Source organism: Klebsiella sp. CTHL.F3a (assembly GCF_019890895.1).
Taxonomy (GTDB): Bacteria; Pseudomonadota; Gammaproteobacteria; order Enterobacterales; family Enterobacteriaceae; genus Klebsiella; species Klebsiella grimontii.
On sequence record NZ_CP082360.1, the window covers coordinates 4,625,338 to 4,643,952 of the forward strand.

17 protein-coding genes are annotated in these 18,615 nt (G+C 55.9%); 15 read left to right on the plus strand and 2 right to left on the minus strand.

Annotated features, from left to right (window positions below; translation table 11 throughout):
- The first annotated feature begins 250 nt into the window (after nucleotides 1-250).
- The 6 genes from cyoA (at nucleotide 251) to K7H21_RS21790 (ending at nucleotide 5,649) form a co-directional block, all read left to right on the plus strand.
- Nucleotides 251-1,198 (plus strand): cytochrome o ubiquinol oxidase subunit II, encoded by a 948-nt coding sequence (cyoA, locus tag K7H21_RS21765; protein ID WP_004129799.1) that lies wholly within the window; start codon nucleotides 251-253, stop codon nucleotides 1,196-1,198.
- A gap of 19 nt (nucleotides 1,199-1,217) precedes the next feature.
- The gene (cyoB, locus tag K7H21_RS21770; protein WP_004129794.1) at nucleotides 1,218-3,209 is read left to right on the plus strand and encodes a cytochrome o ubiquinol oxidase subunit I; all 1,992 of its coding nucleotides are present in this window, start codon (nucleotides 1,218-1,220) and stop codon (nucleotides 3,207-3,209) included.
- Nucleotides 3,199-3,810, plus strand: a complete 612-nt coding sequence (locus K7H21_RS21775; RefSeq protein WP_004129790.1) for a cytochrome o ubiquinol oxidase subunit III — start codon at nucleotides 3,199-3,201, stop codon at nucleotides 3,808-3,810. Before cyoB ends, K7H21_RS21775 begins: the two co-directional genes overlap by 11 nt.
- Nucleotides 3,810-4,139: a cytochrome o ubiquinol oxidase subunit IV gene (locus K7H21_RS21780; RefSeq protein WP_004099523.1), complete on the plus strand. Its 330-nt coding sequence runs from the start codon at nucleotides 3,810-3,812 to the stop codon at nucleotides 4,137-4,139. Before K7H21_RS21775 ends, K7H21_RS21780 begins: the two co-directional genes overlap by 1 nt.
- Before the next feature lie 11 nt (nucleotides 4,140-4,150).
- Nucleotides 4,151-5,038: a heme o synthase gene (gene cyoE, locus K7H21_RS21785; RefSeq protein ID WP_004129778.1), complete on the plus strand. Its 888-nt coding sequence runs from the start codon at nucleotides 4,151-4,153 to the stop codon at nucleotides 5,036-5,038.
- A gap of 278 nt (nucleotides 5,039-5,316) precedes the next feature.
- Nucleotides 5,317-5,649 (plus strand): hypothetical protein, encoded by a 333-nt coding sequence (locus tag K7H21_RS21790; protein ID WP_004129776.1) that lies wholly within the window; start codon nucleotides 5,317-5,319, stop codon nucleotides 5,647-5,649.
- A 35-nt stretch (nucleotides 5,650-5,684) separates the two neighbouring features.
- On the opposite strand, the gene K7H21_RS21795 is transcribed toward K7H21_RS21790, so the two are convergent.
- Nucleotides 5,685-6,443, minus strand: coding sequence for an IclR family transcriptional regulator domain-containing protein (locus tag K7H21_RS21795; RefSeq protein ID WP_004129774.1), 759 nt, complete (start codon nucleotides 6,441-6,443; stop codon nucleotides 5,685-5,687).
- Nucleotides 6,444-6,596: 153 nt separating this feature from the next.
- Here K7H21_RS21795 and K7H21_RS21800 point away from each other — a divergent pair, with 153 nt between their 5' ends.
- The 9 genes from K7H21_RS21800 to K7H21_RS21840 all read left to right on the plus strand — a co-directional run bounded on the left by K7H21_RS21800 (nucleotide 6,597) and on the right by K7H21_RS21840 (nucleotide 17,994).
- A complete protein-coding gene (locus K7H21_RS21800) occupies nucleotides 6,597-7,418 on the plus strand; it encodes a shikimate dehydrogenase family protein (protein ID WP_142446258.1) in 822 nt (273 codons plus the stop codon).
- Complete coding sequence (locus tag K7H21_RS21805; protein WP_087828761.1) at nucleotides 7,415-9,091, plus strand: FAD-dependent oxidoreductase; 1,677 nt, start codon at nucleotides 7,415-7,417, stop codon at nucleotides 9,089-9,091. The genes K7H21_RS21800 and K7H21_RS21805 overlap by 4 nt, the downstream gene beginning before the upstream one ends.
- Before the next feature lie 13 nt (nucleotides 9,092-9,104).
- A complete protein-coding gene (locus K7H21_RS21810; protein ID WP_004099512.1) occupies nucleotides 9,105-9,425 on the plus strand; it encodes an NIPSNAP family protein in 321 nt (106 codons plus the stop codon).
- Between the two features lie 10 nt (nucleotides 9,426-9,435).
- On the plus strand, nucleotides 9,436-11,139 hold the full coding sequence (locus tag K7H21_RS21815; protein ID WP_223035358.1) for an FAD-dependent oxidoreductase: 1,704 nt from the start codon (nucleotides 9,436-9,438) through the stop codon (nucleotides 11,137-11,139).
- Nucleotides 11,140-11,201: 62 nt separating this feature from the next.
- Nucleotides 11,202-12,020, plus strand: coding sequence for a sugar phosphate isomerase/epimerase family protein (locus tag K7H21_RS21820; RefSeq protein ID WP_112165822.1), 819 nt, complete (start codon nucleotides 11,202-11,204; stop codon nucleotides 12,018-12,020).
- Between the two features lie 10 nt (nucleotides 12,021-12,030).
- Nucleotides 12,031-13,395: an MFS transporter gene (locus tag K7H21_RS21825; protein ID WP_112165824.1), complete on the plus strand. Its 1,365-nt coding sequence runs from the start codon at nucleotides 12,031-12,033 to the stop codon at nucleotides 13,393-13,395.
- 406 nt (nucleotides 13,396-13,801) lie between these two features.
- The gene (locus K7H21_RS21830; RefSeq protein WP_004129763.1) at nucleotides 13,802-15,202 is read left to right on the plus strand and encodes an MFS transporter; all 1,401 of its coding nucleotides are present in this window, start codon (nucleotides 13,802-13,804) and stop codon (nucleotides 15,200-15,202) included.
- A gap of 92 nt (nucleotides 15,203-15,294) precedes the next feature.
- Nucleotides 15,295-16,473, plus strand: coding sequence for a Gfo/Idh/MocA family protein (locus K7H21_RS21835; protein ID WP_004129761.1), 1,179 nt, complete (start codon nucleotides 15,295-15,297; stop codon nucleotides 16,471-16,473).
- A 156-nt stretch (nucleotides 16,474-16,629) separates the two neighbouring features.
- The gene (locus K7H21_RS21840; protein WP_139529586.1) at nucleotides 16,630-17,994 is read left to right on the plus strand and encodes an MFS transporter; all 1,365 of its coding nucleotides are present in this window, start codon (nucleotides 16,630-16,632) and stop codon (nucleotides 17,992-17,994) included.
- 103 nt (nucleotides 17,995-18,097) lie between these two features.
- On the opposite strand, the gene K7H21_RS21845 is transcribed toward K7H21_RS21840, so the two are convergent.
- Nucleotides 18,098-18,589, minus strand: coding sequence for a YajQ family cyclic di-GMP-binding protein (locus K7H21_RS21845; protein WP_004129715.1), 492 nt, complete (start codon nucleotides 18,587-18,589; stop codon nucleotides 18,098-18,100).
- Nucleotides 18,590-18,615: the final 26 nt, after the last annotated feature.

The following is an 18,615-nucleotide window of genomic DNA, read 5'->3' on the forward strand; positions in this document are numbered from 1 at the left end:
TGTTGTTTTGCAGATGGTTATGCTCATTCTCTTATAAACCCCCTGGTTCTTATCCCTTTCGTTATCAATCCCGCGTAAATCAAGCTTTGCAAGCGATAATGTCACACTCCGTAACATATGTGACAAGGCAAGCAGAAGCCGCTAACATAGAACAGACACAGCTCCAACTATGTTTACAGTAATGCAACCTTCCCGTAAAATGCCCGTACACTTTAAGCGCCACCAGATTCCGTGGAATTGAGGTCGTTCAATGAGACTTAGGAAATACAATAAAAGTTTGGGATGGATGTCATTAATCGCAGGCACTGTATTACTCAGTGGTTGTGATTCTGCACTCCTCGACCCAAAAGGACAGATTGGACTGGAGCAACGCTCTCTGATTCTGACGGCTTTCGGCCTGATGATGATCGTCGTTATTCCAGCCGTCTTGATGGCAGTAGGATTTGCCTGGAAGTATCGTGCGAGCAATAAAGATGCGAAGTATAGCCCGAACTGGTCACACTCCAACAAAGTTGAAGCCGTGGTCTGGACGGTTCCTATCCTGATCATCCTGTTCCTGGCCGTTCTGACCTGGAAAACAACTCACGCATTAGAGCCGAGCAAACCGCTTGCTCACGATGAAAAACCCATCACTATCGAAGTCGTTTCGATGGACTGGAAATGGTTCTTCATCTATCCGGAACAAGGTATTGCTACCGTCAACGAAATCGCCTTCCCGGCGAACGTACCGGTACACTTCAAAGTGACCTCCAATTCCGTGATGAACTCGTTCTTTATCCCACGTTTAGGTAGCCAGATTTACGCAATGGCCGGGATGCAGACTCAGCTGCACCTCATCGCGAACGAAGCTGGTACTTACGACGGTATCTCCGCCAGCTATAGCGGCCCGGGCTTCTCTGGAATGAAGTTCAAAGCTATCGCCACGCCGGATCGTGCAACCTTCGATCAGTGGGTAGCGAAAGCCAAACAGTCTGCGAATACCATGGACTCCATGGAAACATTCGACAAACTGGCTGCGCCTAGCGAATACAACAAAGTGGAATACTTCTCTAACGTGAAACCGGATTTGTTTAAAGATGTTGTTAACAAATTTATGTCTCACGGTAAGAGCATGGATATGACCCAACCGGAGGGCGAGCACGCAGCGCACGAAGGAATGGAAGGCATGGACATGAGCCACGCGGAAACCGCTCACTAAGGGGCCGAGGAAGAAAACGATGTTCGGAAAACTTACACTGGATGCAGTGCCCTACCATGAACCCATTATTGTGGTTACGGTGGCTGCAATTATCATTGGGGGACTGGCGCTTCTGGCAGCCATCACTTACTTCGGTAAGTGGTCCTACCTTTGGAACGAGTGGCTGACTTCGGTTGACCACAAACGTCTCGGTATCATGTACGTTATCGTAGCAATCGTTATGTTGCTGCGTGGCTTTGCTGACGCCGTTATGATGCGTAGCCAGCAGGTGCTGGCCTCGGCCGGGGAAGCAGGTTTCCTGCCGCCTCACCACTACGATCAGATCTTTACCGCCCACGGCGTTATCATGATCTTCTTCGTAGCGATGCCGTTTGTTATCGGTCTGATGAACCTGGTGGTTCCGCTGCAGATCGGCGCACGCGACGTTGCTTTCCCCTTCCTTAACAACCTGAGCTTCTGGTTCACCGTTGTGGGTGTGATTCTGGTTAACCTCTCTCTGGGCGTCGGTGAATTCGCGCAGACCGGTTGGCTGGCCTATCCGCCGCTGTCGGGAATTGAGTACAGTCCGGGAGTCGGGGTCGATTACTGGATCTGGGCTCTCCAGCTATCCGGTATTGGTACAACGCTTACCGGTATTAACTTCTTCGTAACGATTATCAAGATGCGTGCCCCTGGCATGACCATGTTCAAGATGCCGGTGTTTAGCTGGGCATCTCTGTGCGCCAACATCCTGATTATCGCCTCCTTTCCAATTCTGACCGTCACCGTCGCGCTGCTGACCCTGGACCGCTACCTGGGCACCCATTTCTTTACCAACGATATGGGTGGCAACATGATGATGTACATCAACCTGATTTGGGCCTGGGGTCATCCGGAAGTGTACATTCTGGTTCTGCCGGTATTCGGTGTCTTCTCCGAAATCGCAGCGACCTTCTCGCGTAAGCGTCTGTTTGGCTACACCTCGCTGGTATGGGCAACAGTGTGTATTACCGTTCTGTCGTTCATCGTTTGGCTGCACCACTTCTTTACTATGGGTGCGGGCGCGAACGTAAACGCCTTCTTCGGTATTACGACCATGATCATCGCTATCCCAACCGGGGTTAAGATCTTCAACTGGCTGTTTACCATGTACCAGGGCCGCATCGTCTTCAACTCAGCAATGCTGTGGACGATTGGCTTTATCGTGACCTTCTCCGTAGGTGGTATGACCGGCGTTCTGCTGGCGGTACCGGGCGCAGACTTCGTGCTGCACAACAGCCTGTTCCTGATCGCGCACTTCCATAACGTCATCATCGGCGGCGTAGTGTTCGGTTGCTTCGCAGGTCTGACCTACTGGTGGCCGAAAGCCTTTGGCTTCACCCTGAACGAAACCTGGGGCAAACGCGCTTTCTGGTTCTGGATCATCGGCTTCTTCGTCGCATTTATGCCGCTGTACGTGCTCGGCTTTATGGGTATGACCCGTCGCCTGAGCCAGCAGATTGACCCGCAGTTCCACCCGATGCTGGTTGTTGCAGCCTGCGGTGCGGCGCTGATCGCCTGCGGTATCCTCTGCCAGCTGATTCAGTTCTACGTGTCTATCCGCGATCGCGAGCAGAACCGTGACCTGACCGGCGACCCGTGGGGCGGCCGTACGCTGGAGTGGGCAACCTCTTCTCCTCCGCCGTTCTACAACTTCGCTATCGTTCCTGTGGTTCACGAGCGTGACGCGTTCTGGGAAATGAAAGAGAAAGGCGACGCGTACAAGAAACCGGCTGGCTATGAAGAGATTCATATGCCGAAAAACAGCGGCGCGGGCATCGTTATTGCTGCTTTCGCAACGGTGTTTGGTTTCGCAATGATCTGGCACATCTGGTGGATGGCGATTGCAAGCTTCGTCGGCATTCTGGCGACCTGGATTATTAAGAGCTTTGACGAGGACGTGGATTACTACGTGCCGGTTGCAGTAGTCGAAAAACTGGAAAATCAGCATTTCGATGAGATTAACAAAGCAGGGCTGAAAAATGGCAACTGATACTCTTGCGCATAACGCCCACGCGCACGAACACGGGCACCATGATACAGGACCGATGAAGGTATTCGGTTTCTGGATCTACCTGATGAGCGACTGCATTATCTTCGCCACTCTGTTCGCGACCTATGCCGTTCTGGTGAACGGCACGGCAGGCGGGCCGACCGGTAAAGATATTTTCGAACTGCCGTTCGTTCTGGTTGAAACCGCGCTGCTGCTGTTCAGCTCCATCACCTACGGCATGGCGGCTATCGCCATGTACAAAAACAACAAGAGCCAGGTGGTTTCCTGGCTGGCGCTGACCTTCCTCTTCGGGGCAGGGTTCATCGCAATGGAACTCTATGAATTCCATCACCTGATTGTTGAAGGTATGGGTCCGGATCGCAGCGGCTTCCTGTCAGCGTTCTTCGCGCTGGTCGGTACCCACGGTCTGCACGTAACCTCTGGTCTGATCTGGATGGCGGTGCTGATGGTACAGGTTTCTCGTCGTGGCCTGACCAACACTAACCGTACCCGTATCATGTGCCTGAGTCTGTTCTGGCACTTCCTGGACGTCGTGTGGATCTGCGTGTTCTCTGTTGTTTATCTGATGGGGGCGATGTAATGAGTCATTCTACCGATCATAGCGGCGCTTCTCACGGCAGCGTGAAGAGCTACATGACGGGGTTCATCCTGTCGATCATTCTGACGGTTATCCCGTTTGCAATGGTGATGAGTGGCTCCGCATCGCATGCGGCTATTCTGGGAACCATCCTGGTCACTGCAGTTGTGCAGATTGTGGTACACCTCGTGTACTTCCTGCACATGAACAGTAAATCGGACGAAGGTTGGAACCTGACCGCATTTATCTTCACCGTAATCATCATTGCTATCGTAGTCGTCGGTTCCATCTGGATTATGTGGAACCTGAACTACAACATGATGATGCACTAAGAGCGGCGAGTATGTTTAAGCAATACCTGCAAGTAACGAAACCAGGCATTATTTTTGGCAACCTGATCTCCGTGATTGGCGGTTTCCTGCTGGCCTCAAAGGGCCACATAGACTATCCGCTTTTCATCTGGACGCTCCTCGGAGTATCCCTGGTGGTCGCCTCGGGTTGTGTTTTCAACAACTATATCGACCGTGATATCGATCGTAAGATGGAACGGACGAAAAACCGGGTGCTGGTCAAAGGGCTGATCTCGCCAGAAGCTTCGCTGGTATACGCCACCCTGCTGGGTATTGCTGGCTTCATGCTGCTGTGGTTTGGCGCCAACCCCCTCGCCTGCTGGCTGGGGGTGATGGGGTTTGTGGTTTATGTCGGCGTTTACAGCCTGTATATGAAGCGCCACTCCGTCTACGGCACGCTGATTGGTTCTCTCTCCGGCGCTGCGCCGCCGGTGATTGGCTACTGTGCGGTGACCGGTGATTTTGACAGCGGCGCCGCTATTCTGCTGGCTATTTTTAGCCTGTGGCAGATGCCTCACTCTTACGCTATCGCGATTTTCCGCTTCAAGGATTATCAGGCGGCGAATATTCCTGTTCTGCCGGTAGTGAAAGGCATTTCTGTGGCGAAAAACCATATCACCGTTTACATCATCGCTTTCGCCGTTGCGACCCTGATGCTCTCTCTGGGCGGCTACGCCGGATACAAATATCTGGTTGTCGCTGCGGCAGTGAGCGTCTGGTGGCTCGGAATGGCGCTGCGCGGTTACAAAGTGGCGGATGATAAAGTCTGGGCGCGTAAGCTGTTCGTCTTTTCCATCGTGGCCATTACCGCACTGTCGGTGATGATGTCCGTCGACTTTATGGTGCCGGATTCACATAATTTACTGACTATGGTTAGATAAAACCCTAATCAGCACCTGCCGAACGGCTCCCGCTTGCAAGACCGGGAGCCGTTTCTTTATCCCCCCTTCACTCTTCTGATTCATATTATGCAAATCAACTCCCTCCATTCGTTCATATCTATCGAAATTACCTTCCTTCTCAACTCATTAGGTTCATAGAAAAATCATATAAAAATCATAGCCCTGGCCGGAACACCATCTGGTTTATCTCTATTTAGCGGTGTTAGTCTTTCGCGGTGAGCTTGTGCTCACTTATCCCGTTTAATAAGGAAATAAAAATGAAAGAATTAACATTTAACGAAATGGAGTACGTTTCTGGTGGTTTTAATTTAGTTGGCGCCGCAACCGGCTTTACCGATTTTGTGGTCAATTCCGGGCTGGGATTCAGCTCTTTTGTCGCTACCTCAGGAGCTGCATTCGCAAGCTTCGTGATCGACAGCACCGTTGAAATTGGCAAGTTTGTTGCTGGTCAAACCAACTGGAATACCTTTGTTACTAACGGCGCCAATAACTGGAATGGCTTTGTCAACACCGCGGCAAACAGCTGGTCAACATTCGTGAACAACGCTGGTGCAGACTGGAACGGCTTTATCGACACCGCTAAAGCATAATACATCGGGCAGGTGCCCACCTGCCCTCTCTCTGACTACCCCACCAGCATTGCCTGAGCGCTATAAAGCAAATCCAGATGATCGCGGCACAGGGCCTCAATCGAGGTTCTGGACTGATGGCTGGTTAAGCTCAGCGCTCCCCAGTAGATCCCTTCCCGGTCTGACAGCGGTACGGCCAGCACTAGCATGCCAATTTCAAACTCCTGCTCAATCGCGGCATATCCCTGGCGGCGCACCTGGGCGATCTTCTCCAGCAGGGTCGTAACGTCGGTTACCGTATAGGGCGTGCGCTGTTCGCGTTTGATCCGTTGCAATACATTCTCACACTCGGCTTCCGCTAACGACGCCAGCCATAGCCGACCACCAGCGGTACAGTAAATCGGCACCCTCTCCCCCAGGCGTACTGAAGTCGAGTTAAACGGCGTATGCTTACTGCGGGCGATATACACCAGCTCATCATCATCTATCACCCCCACCGAAGCGTGCTCTTCCGTCCGGCTGGCGATGTACTCAACGATCGGCCGTACCATGCGCGGGAACTGCGCTGAATCAACATACGCCTGCCCCAGCCTCAACGCTTTGGGCGTCAGCCAGTAGTAACGTCCGTCGGTTTGCAGGTAGCGCTCGTGCAGCAGGGTAAGGAAAAACCGCCGCGCGGCGCTTTGCGTCAGGCCGCTCATTTTCGCCGCCTGCGGCACGGTGAGCCGCGGATGCTCTTTTGAAAATAGCTGGATCAGCGCCAGCCCCTTTTGCAGGCCGACGATCAGATCGCGGGGATGAATCTGGTTTTGCATACTTGTTCACACTTTCGCAACAATTAGATCGGTTTAGTGCGATTATCGCAGTGGTGGTGCGATTAACAACCAGTATGGTCGAATTCTGCGTTGTCGCTCTCAGCTTCCGCTGAAATACTTTCACAACATTCATTTAACAAAATGAGGTTTGAAATGGTCAGTGGATTCACTCAGGTCGTCGCCGTCATCGGTCACCCGATTACCCAGGTTAAATCGCCGGAGAATTTCAACCGCTACTTTGCAGACCAGCAGATGGACAGCGTCATGATCCCGGTGGATATCGCACCGGAAGCCGTTGCTGACTATCTGAAGACGCTGCGCGGCTGGCACAACATGAGCGGCGTGCTGGTCACCGTTCCACACAAACAGCGGGCCGCCGCCCTGGTCGACGAGTTAACACCGCGAGCTCAGCACCTCAATGCCATTAACGTCATCCGTAAGCTGGCCGATGGCCGTTTACAGGGCGATATGCTCGATGGCGTCGGTTTTCAGCTTGCCGCAGAGGCGCACGGCTTTAGCGCCGCCGGTAAAAAGGGGCTGCTCTCCGGCTGCGGCGGCGTCGGCAGCGCTATCGCGTGGGGGCTTTGCGAAGCAGGCATCCATCAACTGGCGCTTTATGATCAGAATCCCGCCACGCTCCAGCTGCTTCATAACCGACTGGCGACGCATTTTCCGCACGTTCACCTTACCGATCTGCCCGCTACGCTCAACGGCCTGGATTTGCTGGTGAACGGTTCCCCGGCGGGAATGGCCGGTTTCGATCCGTTACCGCTGCCGCAAACGCTGCTGGAAACACTCCCGGTATCAGCGCATGTCGCGGACGTGGTTACCGCCCCGGTTATCACCCCGCTCCTCGACTTCGCCCGGGATCGCGGCTGCACGATCCAGACCGGGCCGGAGATGGCGCTGGCGCAGATGAAACTGATGGGGCAGTTCATCGGCGCCATTGCGCAGGAACAGGGAGCGGCGGCATGAAAAGCTGGGACGTCATCGTTATTGGCAGCGGCGCCGCAGGCTTTGCCGCGGCGGTGACCGCCTGCTGTAAAGGACTGTCGGTGCTGATGCTGGAAAAAGCTCCGCAGTTTGGCGGCACCTCCGCCATTTCCGGGGGCGCGGTGTGGATCCACGACAGCGATCAGGCGCGGAAAAAGGCCGCAGGCGGCAGCCCGCAGGAAATCGAAACCTATCTGCGGACGATTATCGGTGAGCCTCATTATCGTCAGGATCTGGTAGATGCCTTTATCGCTTCGGGACGCGAGGCGCTGGCGTTTCTGGAAAAAGAGGGGGCAGTGAAATATAACCTGCGCCCGCTCTCTCCAGATTATTACCCGGATGAGCCCGGCGCCGTTGATGTCGGACGGGCGCTGGAGGTGGTGGAGTTTGACGGGCGGGAGCTGGGTGAGCATTTTCGCGACCTCCGCTCTCCCCCACCGGGAATGCTATTGTTTGGCGGGATGATGGTTAACCGGGTTGATATCCAGCACTTTCTCGATATGCGCCGCTCCCTTAGCGCGTTCGCGCACTGCGGCAGACTGCTGCTGCGCTACGGTCGCGATCGCCTGAGGTACCATCGCGGTACCCGCCTGGCGATGGGCAACGCGCTGATCGCCCGCATGGCGACGCTCGCCTTTCGCAAAGGCATGCAGCTCAGGCTCAACGTCAACGTGCTTTCGCTGAGCGAACACAATGGCGAGGTGACCGGCGTAGAAATTGAGCACGAGGGTCAAAAGCAGGCTCTTGAAGCCCGCTGCGGCGTGGTGCTGGCAGCCGGAGGTTTTGCCGCAGGCAAGCTGGCTGAACGCTATCGCCCCCAGACCCGCGAGCACTACACCATGTCCCCCGCCGCCAACGACGGCGCCGCGCTGCGCCTTGCCGCCGCGGTCAATGCACGGGAAGGGGCTGACCTGCCGTCTAACTTTTTCTGGGCGCCGGTCTCGGTTTTACAGCATCCCGACGGCACGCAAGAGCGCTTCCCTCATCTGGTCACCGATCGCGCCAAACCCGGCGTGATTGCCGTCAACCAGCGCGCGGTGCGCTTCGTGAACGAGTCTAACTCTTATCACCACTTCGCCAGCGCCATGCAAAGCCGGGCAGAAAATGCCCCCTGCTTTCTGATTTGCGATGCCCTGGCCATGAAGCGCTACGGCCTCGGCCTGGCGCGCCCTGCCCCGGTCAATAATGACGCGCTGGTGAAAGCGGGCTATCTGCATAAGGCCGATACGCTGCCTGAACTGGCGCAGCGGCTCGGGCTGGATCCGCATACGCTCGCTGAAACGGTGGCTCGCTATAACCGCGATGCCGCTCAGGGCCTCGACCCGGCGTTCACCAAAGGCGGCAACAGCTATAACCGAGCGATGGGCGACCCTGGCCACCGGCCAAACGCCTGTAACGCTCCGCTGACCCGCGCGCCGTTTTATGCCGTCACCCTCTATACCGGCGATCTCGGTACCTCACGCGGCCTGGTCACTACCGCCGATGCTCAGGTGATTAACCAGCAGGATGAACCGATTAAAGGCCTCTACGCCGTGGGTAATGATATGGATTCGATGATGGCCGGAACCTATCCCGGCCCCGGCATTACGCTCGGCCCGGCGCTCACCTTCGGCTATCTCTCAGCCAGCCATATGGCGCAACAACACGCACTGTAAACAGGAGAAGATCATGATCTATGAAAAACGCACCTACACCATCAATCCGTTGAAAATGGCCGACTGGCTGGCGCTGTACAAAAGCGATGCTTACGCCGTGCAAACCGAGCATCTCGGTAAGCTCATCGGTTTCTTCTTTACCGAAATTGGCGTGGTCAATCAGGTGGTACATATCTGGGCCTACGAGAGCCTCGACGATCGCCTGGTGCGTCGGGCGCGTATGGCGCAGGACGAACGCTGGCTGACGTTCTCGCGCAAAAACCGCGAGCTGGCCGCCGTCGAGCGCCTGGAGTCGGTGCTTCTGCGCCCCACTGATTTTTCACCACTGCAATAAGGAGAGAGTTATGAGCGGGCAGATGAACGTGGATGTTCTGGTCGTCGGCTCCGGCGCTGCGGGGCTCTCTGCCGCCGTCACCGCCGCGCTCGGCGGCGCCAGCGTGCTTGTTGCAGAGAAAGAGTCGGTCATTGGCGGCACCAGCGCCTGGTCCGGCGGCTGGCTGTGGATCCCGCGTAATCCGCTGGCGCGTGAGGAGGGTATTGAAGAAGAACCCGACGCGCCGCTCGCTTATTTACGCCATGAAATGGACGGTGAGCCTGCCGATGCGCGTCTGCTCGCTTACTTACAGTACGGACCGGAGATGATCGACTTTTTCCGCCGCCGCACCGCCGTGCAGTTTCTCTCCGGCAGCAAAATGCCTGATTTTCACGCTTCGCCAGGCGCTGCGCTGGGCGGCCGCTCAGTCACGGCACAGCCTTTTGACGGGCGGTTGCTGGGCGACTGGCTACATCGCCTGCGGCCTCCGCTGGAGACCATCAGCCTCGCGGGGATGGGCATTGCCGGCGGTACGGATATGGCGCACTTTTTTAACGCCACCCGCTCAGCGCGCTCGGCGCTGTACGCCACCCGCCGCCTGCTGCGTCACGGCTGGCAGCGGCTGCGCGCCGGCCGCGGACAGCATCTGGTTAACGGCAACGCGCTGGTCGCCCGCCTCCTGCGTTCGGCGCTGGATGCGGGTGTGAATTTTCAGCTTAACGCGCCGGTAGAACGTCTGCTCACCGACAACAATGGCGTTACGGGCGCGATAGTACGTAGCGACAGCGGCGCGCTGGAGGTTCGCGCCGGTGCGGTGATCCTCGCCTGCGGAGGCTTTCCCCACGACAGGCAGCGTCTGGCCGAACAGGTGCCGCACGCCGCCAGCGGCTACGGCCACTTTTCCGCCGCGCCTCCGGGGAATCAGGGGGATGGCATTCGGCTCGGCGAAACGGTCGGCGGCCAGTTTGATCATTCGCTCAGGCACGCCATGGCCTGGGCGCCAGTGTCGCGTGTTACCCTCGCCAGCGGAGTGCAGCTCCCCTTTCCGCATCTGATTGAGCGCGCGAAACCCGGCTTTATTGCCGTGTTGCCCAACGGCAAACGCTTCACCAATGAGGCCGACTCTTATCATGATTTTATTGCCGCGCTGCTGGAGGCGACGCCGCCGGGCGACACGCCGCAGGCGTGGTTGATTGCCGACAGCCGGGCGCTGCGGCGCTACGGATTGGGCCATGCTCGCCCCTTCCCGTTTACCCCAGAGGCCTGGTGCAGGACCGGATATCTGCAGACGGGCGAAACGCCGGAAGCGCTGGCAAAAGCCTGTGCCATGAATCCGCAACAGCTAACGGAAACGATCGCCCGGTTTAACGACTTTGTAGACCAGGGCGAGGATAAGGATTTTCAGCGCGGCGCATCGGCATACAACCGCACGCAGGGCGATGCCAGTCGCTCTTCGCACCCAACGCTTGGGAAGCTCTGCCATGCGCCTTTTTATGCGGTACGCATTTTGCCTGGCTCGCTGGGCTCCTTCAGCGGATTAATCACCGATGAAAATGCGCGGGTTCTCAACGCGCAGCAGCAGCCGATTCAGGGGCTTTTCGCCGTCGGCAACGACATGTCGAGCGTGATGCGGGGATTCTATCCCAGCGGCGGTATCACGCTGGGTCCGGCGATGACCTTTGGTTATTTGGTCGGAAAAAACCTGGCAGAAAATATAAATAAAACAACTCAGTAAAAGCATTCCACCAGGGACGGCAATACGCATAACAACAACCTGCAACTGTACTGGAGTCCTTCATGAACATGCGAACCCTGTCACTCGCCGCGCTTACCCTACTTGATGTCCCACCACCGGAACAGGTGCGCATTGCGGCCCAGGCCGGCTTCACTCACGTTGGCCTGCGCCTGCTTCCCGCAACCCCGTCGGATCCGGATTACGCCATGCTCGGCGATACCCCCGCCGTTCGCGATACCCTGGCGGCGCTGATGGCAACCGGCGTTCGCGTTTCCGACGTTGAGATTGTCCGCCTGACGCCAGATTTTGCCCTGAATACCCGATTGAGGCTGTTCCTTGATACCGCCGCGCGCCTTGGCGCGAAGCAGGTTTTAGTCGCCGGCAACGATGATAACCGGGCCCGCAGTGCGGAAAATCTCGCCCAACTGGCCGAAGCCGGCCAGGAGTATGGTTTAACCATGAACCTGGAGCCTATGCCATGGACCCACCTGCGCACCATCGCCGAAGTCCAGGCGCTGATCGCCGTCAGTGGCCGCAGCGATATCGGTATTTTAATTGATGCCATTCACTTCTGGCGGGCAGGCGAATCCCTTTCGACCCTCGCCACGCTCCCGCAAAATTGCCTCAACTATATGCAGCTTTGCGATGCCTTAGCGCAATCCCCCGCTGACGAGCAAGAGTTGATTTACCAGGCGCGCGCCGCGCGCCAGGTGCCCGGTGAAGGCGGACTCGACCTGCACGGTCTGATGGCAGCGCTTCCGGCCACGCTACCGGTATCCATCGAGGTTCCGCTAAGCGGCGCTCGGGGGGCGCTGCCGGCGCTCGCTCGCGCTCAGCTGCTGTTTAACGCCGCGCAGTCCTACCTGCGCCCTTGCGCATAAGGAGAGTCCCATGACACAGACTCAACGCCTGGACGTCAGGGAGTTAATCAACGCCAATCCGCTCAGCCGCTTTCAGAAGCTGGTGGTGTTCTTAGGCTTCTGCGTTATCGCGCTGGACGGCTTTGATATCGCCATCATGGGATTTATCGCCCCAACGCTGAAGCAGGAATGGGGAGTAAGCAACCACGAGCTCGGTTTTGTCATCAGCGCCGCGCTGATAGGCCTGGCGCTGGGCGCTATTTTCTCCGGCCCCCTCGCCGACTGGCTGGGACGGAAGAAAATTATCATCAATAGCGTCTTCTTCTTCGGCTTTTGGACCATCGCCACCGCCCTTTCACAAAATATTGAGCAGATGATGGTCTTTCGTTTTCTGACCGGGCTGGGGTTAGGCGCCGCCATGCCGAATATCGGCACCCTGGTGTCAGAGTATGCGCCGGAGCGTCAACGCTCGTTCCTGATTACGATTATTTTTTGCGGCTTCACCTTTGGCGCGGCAGCGGGCGGTTTCTCTGCATCCTGGCTGATCCCGCAGTTTGGCTGGCACTCGCTGATGCTGCTTGGCGGGATCCTCCCGCTGCTGTTCGCTCCGGTCCTGATCTGGCTGTTACCGGAATCGGTGCGTTTTTTGGTAGTTAAGCGCGCGCCTGCTGAACGTATTCGGCGGATTATGCAGCGCCTCTATCCGGGACAAATTCCCGATGAGGCAGAGTTCAGCTTACCGGCCCAGCCCGTCCAGGCAAATGCCATGCGCATCGTTCTCTCCCGCCAGTATCGCTTCGGTTCGATGATGCTCTGGCTGGTTTACTTTATGGGGCTTTTTTTGGTCTATCTCCTCGGTAGCTGGCTACCGACGCTGGTAAAAGAAGTCGGCTTAACGGTCGGCCAGGCGGCGGTGATGACCGCAATGTACCAGGCGGGCGGAACCATCGGCTCGCTGTTTGCAGGCTGGCTGATGGACCGGATCAACCCCCATCGGGCTCTCGGACTGATTTACGCGGTTGGCGGCCTGTTTACGATGGCAATGGGCTATGCCGCGGCAAGCTTTGCGCTCATCTGCCTGCTGGCATTTATCAGCGGAGCCTGCTTAAACGGCGCCAATACCGGCATGAACGCGCTCTCCGCCCGCTACTATCCTACCGAAGCGCGGGCTACCGGCTCCAGCTGGATGCACGGTGTTGGCCGCATGGGCGCGATCCTGAGCGCCTTTGCCGGAGCGGAAATGCTGGCGCTGAATATCAGCTTCGAAAGCGTTTTCCTGATCCTTGGCATTCCCGCCGCGATTACCGTCGTCGGGCTGGCGGCCAAAGGTATTTTCGCGGCTGGTCCGACGGCAAAAGCCACCGCTTCAACCACGCCCGTCAGAAGTACATTTTAAACGGTGATGCTAAGGCAGGCGTGTTTCAAAAACACGCCTGCCAAAAAAGAAAAATTAATTTCATTTAAATGAATAATGAAAAATGAAAATACCGTGCAGTATCGATTCACTTCACAAAACCACAGCGCAAAATCATGAAACCCATACAATAAACAAATCAAATATCGTTCAGAAAAACACTTAATAACCTTATCAATCAGAATGACTTGATAGCTGTAGCCAAAAAATTTACGGCTCAATTTTTACGGTTTTTCGATCCGCCTCGCATATACAGAAATTAAATTCCAAACAAACATTGAAATGAAATAAATATTTCCTTATGTTCTGGCTGATATTCAGGATAAGGTCGTGCCGGTGGAACTGGCGCAGAGGTCCTGACTTGTCCTTCCAGACAAAGGAATTGACCATGAGTGAACAGCAGATTCTTCTCTCTCCCGCGGCAGCACGCGGCGATAAGCTAAGCTGGGCTACCCGAATCGCTTACGGCGGCGGTGATACCGCCTGTAACGTCGTTTTCGGCATGATCGGCACAGTTTTAACCCTCTTTTATACCGACTATGTCGGCATCAGCATCGCCACCGTTGGCCTGGTGATGCTGATCTCACGTCTGTTTGATGGCGTTTCCGATGTCATCATGGGCCTGATGGTGGAACGCACGAACTCTCGCTGGGGTAAATCACGCCCCTGGCTGCTGTGGATGAGCGTGCCCTACGCCGTATCGGCAATTTTACTGTTCACCGTCCCGCAGACCACTGGCACGCTGCAGTTTCTCTATCTGCTGGTCGCCTATAACTTCTGCACCACCGTGTGCTATACCGCCATCAACCTCCCCTATGGCAGCCTCTCCGCGATGATGACCCGCGCCTCCTGGGAAAGGGATATGCTCAGCATCACCCGAATGTCGATGTCGCCTTTTGGTCGTATTCTCGCCGTTGCCTGCACATTGCCGCTGGTGAAGTACTTTGGCGACGATCAGGCGGCGTGGATCAAAACCATGTCTATTTGGGCTTTTCTGGCGCTGCTGTTGCTGCTGTTTTGCTTTTATAAATGCGAAGAGAAGGTCGTCATCAAAGCGCGAGAGAAACAGGGAAACGTACCGGTAAAAACCCAGCTTTCCGCGCTTTTTCGTAACCAGTACTTCTGGGCCAGTGCAATCCTGTGGACCGCACAAAGCGTGTACTACACCGTGGTAGGGATCGCCCTGCCTTACTACTGCCGCTACGTGCTCGGCGATGATACCTTCTATAGCTCCATTTTCGTTGCCGAAACCGCGTGCATTATTATTTTCACCTTCCTGAGCTCAGTGCCTATCCGTAAATACGGTAAACGCAACGTTGCCCTCTGCGGCATTGTGCTGGCGACCATCGGCCAGGTGCTGTTTATGTTTAACTCTGATGATTACCACTGGGCGCTGGCAAACGCGATTATTCGCGGTATTGGCTTCGCCCCGCTGAATGCCGTGCTGTTCGGCTTCTGCGGCGATGCCGTCGAATTCGGCCAGTGGAAAACGCGCGTCAGACAGGAAGGGATGATCTTCTCCGCCGGTTCCGTAGGGACGAAACTCGGTGCAGGTATTGCCGCCGCGGTTATCTCCGGCCTGCTGAGCATGGCGGGTTACGTCAGCTCCAGCAGCGGATCCGGCGTTCAGCCGCAAAGCGCTATAGACATGATTAACCACGTCTATCTCTACGGTTCTTTCTTCCTGTGGATAGTCGTCATTATCACCCTGCTGTTTTACCGCCTGGATAAGCAATACCCGCAGATCATGCATGACCTGAAAGAACGCGAAGCGCGTGGCGAGATGTAAAACCTTAGAACCAGGCCCGCGCTCGGCGAGCGCGGGAATACAGCAGAACATCTGAAATCCGTAGTATCTTTATCATTGAGGAGTGCACCATCATGTTAAACGGCATGAAACCCTTATCCCGCTCCCTGCGCTGGGGCATGGTCGGCGGCGGCGGAACCAGCCAGATTGGCTACAGCCACCGCTGTGCGGCGCTTCGCGACAACGTCTTTACTCTGCTCGCTGGCGCGCTTGATATCGATGCCGAGCGCGGCCGTCAATTCGGCGAGCAGCTCGGCATCGCTCCTGAACGCTGCTATGCCAATTATCAAACGCTGTTCGCGGAGGAGGCCAAACGCCCTGACGGCATTGAAGCCGTATCGGTGACTACGCCGAACAATACTCACTTCGCTATCACTAAAGCGGCGCTTGAAGCCGGACTGCACGTTATTTGCGAAAAACCGCTGTGCTTCACCGCCGATGAAGCGCGCGAGCTGCTGGCGCTGAGCAAAAAGCAGAATAAAATTATCGGCGTCACATACGGTTATGCCGGGCACCAGATGATTCAGCAGGCGCGACAGATGATAGCGGAAGGGATGCTCGGCGAGATCCGCATTATTAATATGCAGTTCGCCCACGGTTTTCATAATGAAGCCGTTGAGCTGCAGGCTGAATCCACCCGCTGGCGGGTCACGCCAAAATATGCCGGCCCTAGCTATGTGCTGGGGGATCTGGCGACCCACCCGCTATTTATTGCCGAGACGATGGTGCCGAATCTGAGCATCACCCGCCTGATGTGTGCGCGTCAAAGCTTCGTCAAATCCCGCGCGCCGCTGGAAGATAACGCCTTTGTGCTGATGGAATATAACAACGGCGCCGTTGGTTCACTGTGGACCAGCGCGGTCAACAGCGGCGCAATGCACTCGCAAAAAGTCCGCGTCATTGGCGAAAAAGCCAGCATCGAATGGTGGGATGAGCGTCCAAATCAGCTCAGCTATGAGGTACAGGGCGAACCGGCCCGCGTCCTCGAGCGTGGGATGCCCTATCTCAGCCAGCAGGCGCTGGCGGACGACCGCATTGGCGGCGGTCACCCTGAAGGGCTGTTCGAGGCGTGGGCCAACCTCTATCGCCGCTACGCCATCGCCATCGACGCCATGGATCGCGGGGACCGGGCGTTCCTCGAGACCTTCTGGTATCCGGACGTCGAAGCCGGCCTGCACGGCGTTTACTGGGTTGAGCAGTGTGTCAAATCCGCCGACGCGGGCGGCCAGTGGGTTGACTTTAACTGCCATTAATCTCTGCACACCAGTGGAGGCTCCTCCACTGGTTTTTTTCTGCCTACCGTACTCACCTCATCATGCAACACAGTCGTAATATCTGTTAAACAAACATTTATTTACGCTTCTGTTTCCCCCCACTACACTAGGCGCAGTTTTTATATTGAGGTGGTAATGAACGATAATAAAATGACGCCAGGCGAACTGCGCGCGACCTGGGGTTTGGGGACCGTATTCTCTTTGCGCATGCTCGGCATGTTTATGGTTCTGCCGGTTCTGACCACTTACGGCATGGCGTTACAGGGCGCAAGTGAGGCCCTTATCGGCCTGGCAATCGGCATTTACGGGCTGGCCCAGGCGATATTCCAGATTCCTTTCGGACTGCTTTCCGACCGCATTGGGCGTAAACCGCTGATCGTCGGCGGCCTGTTAATCTTCGTCATCGGCAGCGTTATCGCGGCGCTTTCCGACTCTATCTGGGGCATTATTCTTGGCCGCGCGCTGCAGGGTTCCGGGGCGATTGCCGCCGCGGTCATGGCGCTGCTTTCCGATTTAACCCGCGAGCAGAACCGCACTAAAGCCATGGCGTTTATCGGCGTCAGCTTTGGCATCACCTTTGCTATTGCAATGGTTCTCGGGCCTATTGTTACCCACCAGTTGGGCCTGCACGCCCTGTTCTGGATGATCGCCTTCCTGGCGACGCTCGGGATCCTGCTAACGCTGTGGGTAGTGCCAAACAGCCAGAATCACGTGCTGAACCGCGAGTCTGGCATGGTGAAAGGCTGCTTCAGCAAAGTCCTTGCTGAGCCAAAACTACTGAAGCTCAATTTCGGTATTATGTGCCTGCATATCATGCTGATGTCGACTTTTGTCGCCCTGCCGGGACAGCTGGAAGCCGCCGGTTTCCCCGCCGCCGAGCACTGGAAAATCTATCTGGTCACCATGTTGGTCTCATTTGTGGCGGTGGTACCATTTATTATCTACGCCGAAGTGAAGCGCAAAATGAAACGCGTCTTCCTGTTGTGCGTCGCCATCCTGCTGATTGCTGAAATCGTACTTTGGGGCGCCGGAGGCTATTTCTGGGAACTGGTTGCCGGCGTTCAGCTATTTTTTCTCGCGTTTAACCTGCTGGAAGCGCTGCTGCCGTCGTTAATCAGCAAAGAATCACCGGCCGGCTATAAAGGCACTGCGATGGGAATTTATTCTACCAGTCAGTTCCTCGGCGTGGCCATCGGCGGAGCGCTCGGCGGCTGGGTGGATGGCTTTTTTGATTCGCAAACCGTCTTCCTGCTCGGCGCCCTGCTGGCGATGCTGTGGCTGCTGGTGGCCAGCACCATGAGCGAGCCGCCGTACGTTAGCAGCCTGCGGGTCGAAATCCCGGAGGATATCGCCGCGGACAAAATGCTAGAGAAACGTTTACAGGCTAAAGAGGGCGTAAAAGAAGCTCTGGTGATCGCTGAAGAGCGTTCGGTGTATATCAAAATCGATAGCAAGATCACCAACCGCTTTGAGATTGAGCAGGTGATTAAAGGGATATAAAAGCGAGCATCTTTGCTCAGGCAGGCAAAAACGGCTCTGAGCAGAGCTTTGTGTCCTGCCGGGCGGCGGCTAACGCCGTGCCCGGCCGACAGACGGGACTATTTTAATCGCGGAAATTCTTGAACTGAAACGGCTGACCTAAATCACCGCCGCGCACCAGCGCCATAACCGCCTGCAGGTCGTCGCGAGACTTACCGGTGACGCGAATCTCTTCGCCCTGGATCTGCGCCTGTACTTTCAACTTGCTGTCTTTAATCAGCTTGACGATTTTTTTCTGCGTCGCGCTTTCAATGCCCTGCTTCAGCTTCGCATCGACAAACCAGGTTTTACCGCTGTGCACGAACTCATCCGGCACCTCAATAGAACTGCCTTCGATTCCGCGTTTCAGCAGCTTAGCGCGCAGAATATCCAGCAGTTGGTTAATCTGGAAATCAGACTCGCTGAGGACCTTGATGGTCTCGTTTTTTTCGTTCAGCTCAAAGCTCGCTTCGACGTTACGAAAATCAAAACGCGATTCAACTTCACGGGTCGCGTTCTCTACGGCGTTTCGAACTTCCTGAAGATCGACTTCAGAGACAATATCGAAAGATGGCATCTTTTCCTCTCCTTCCGTTTCTTTTG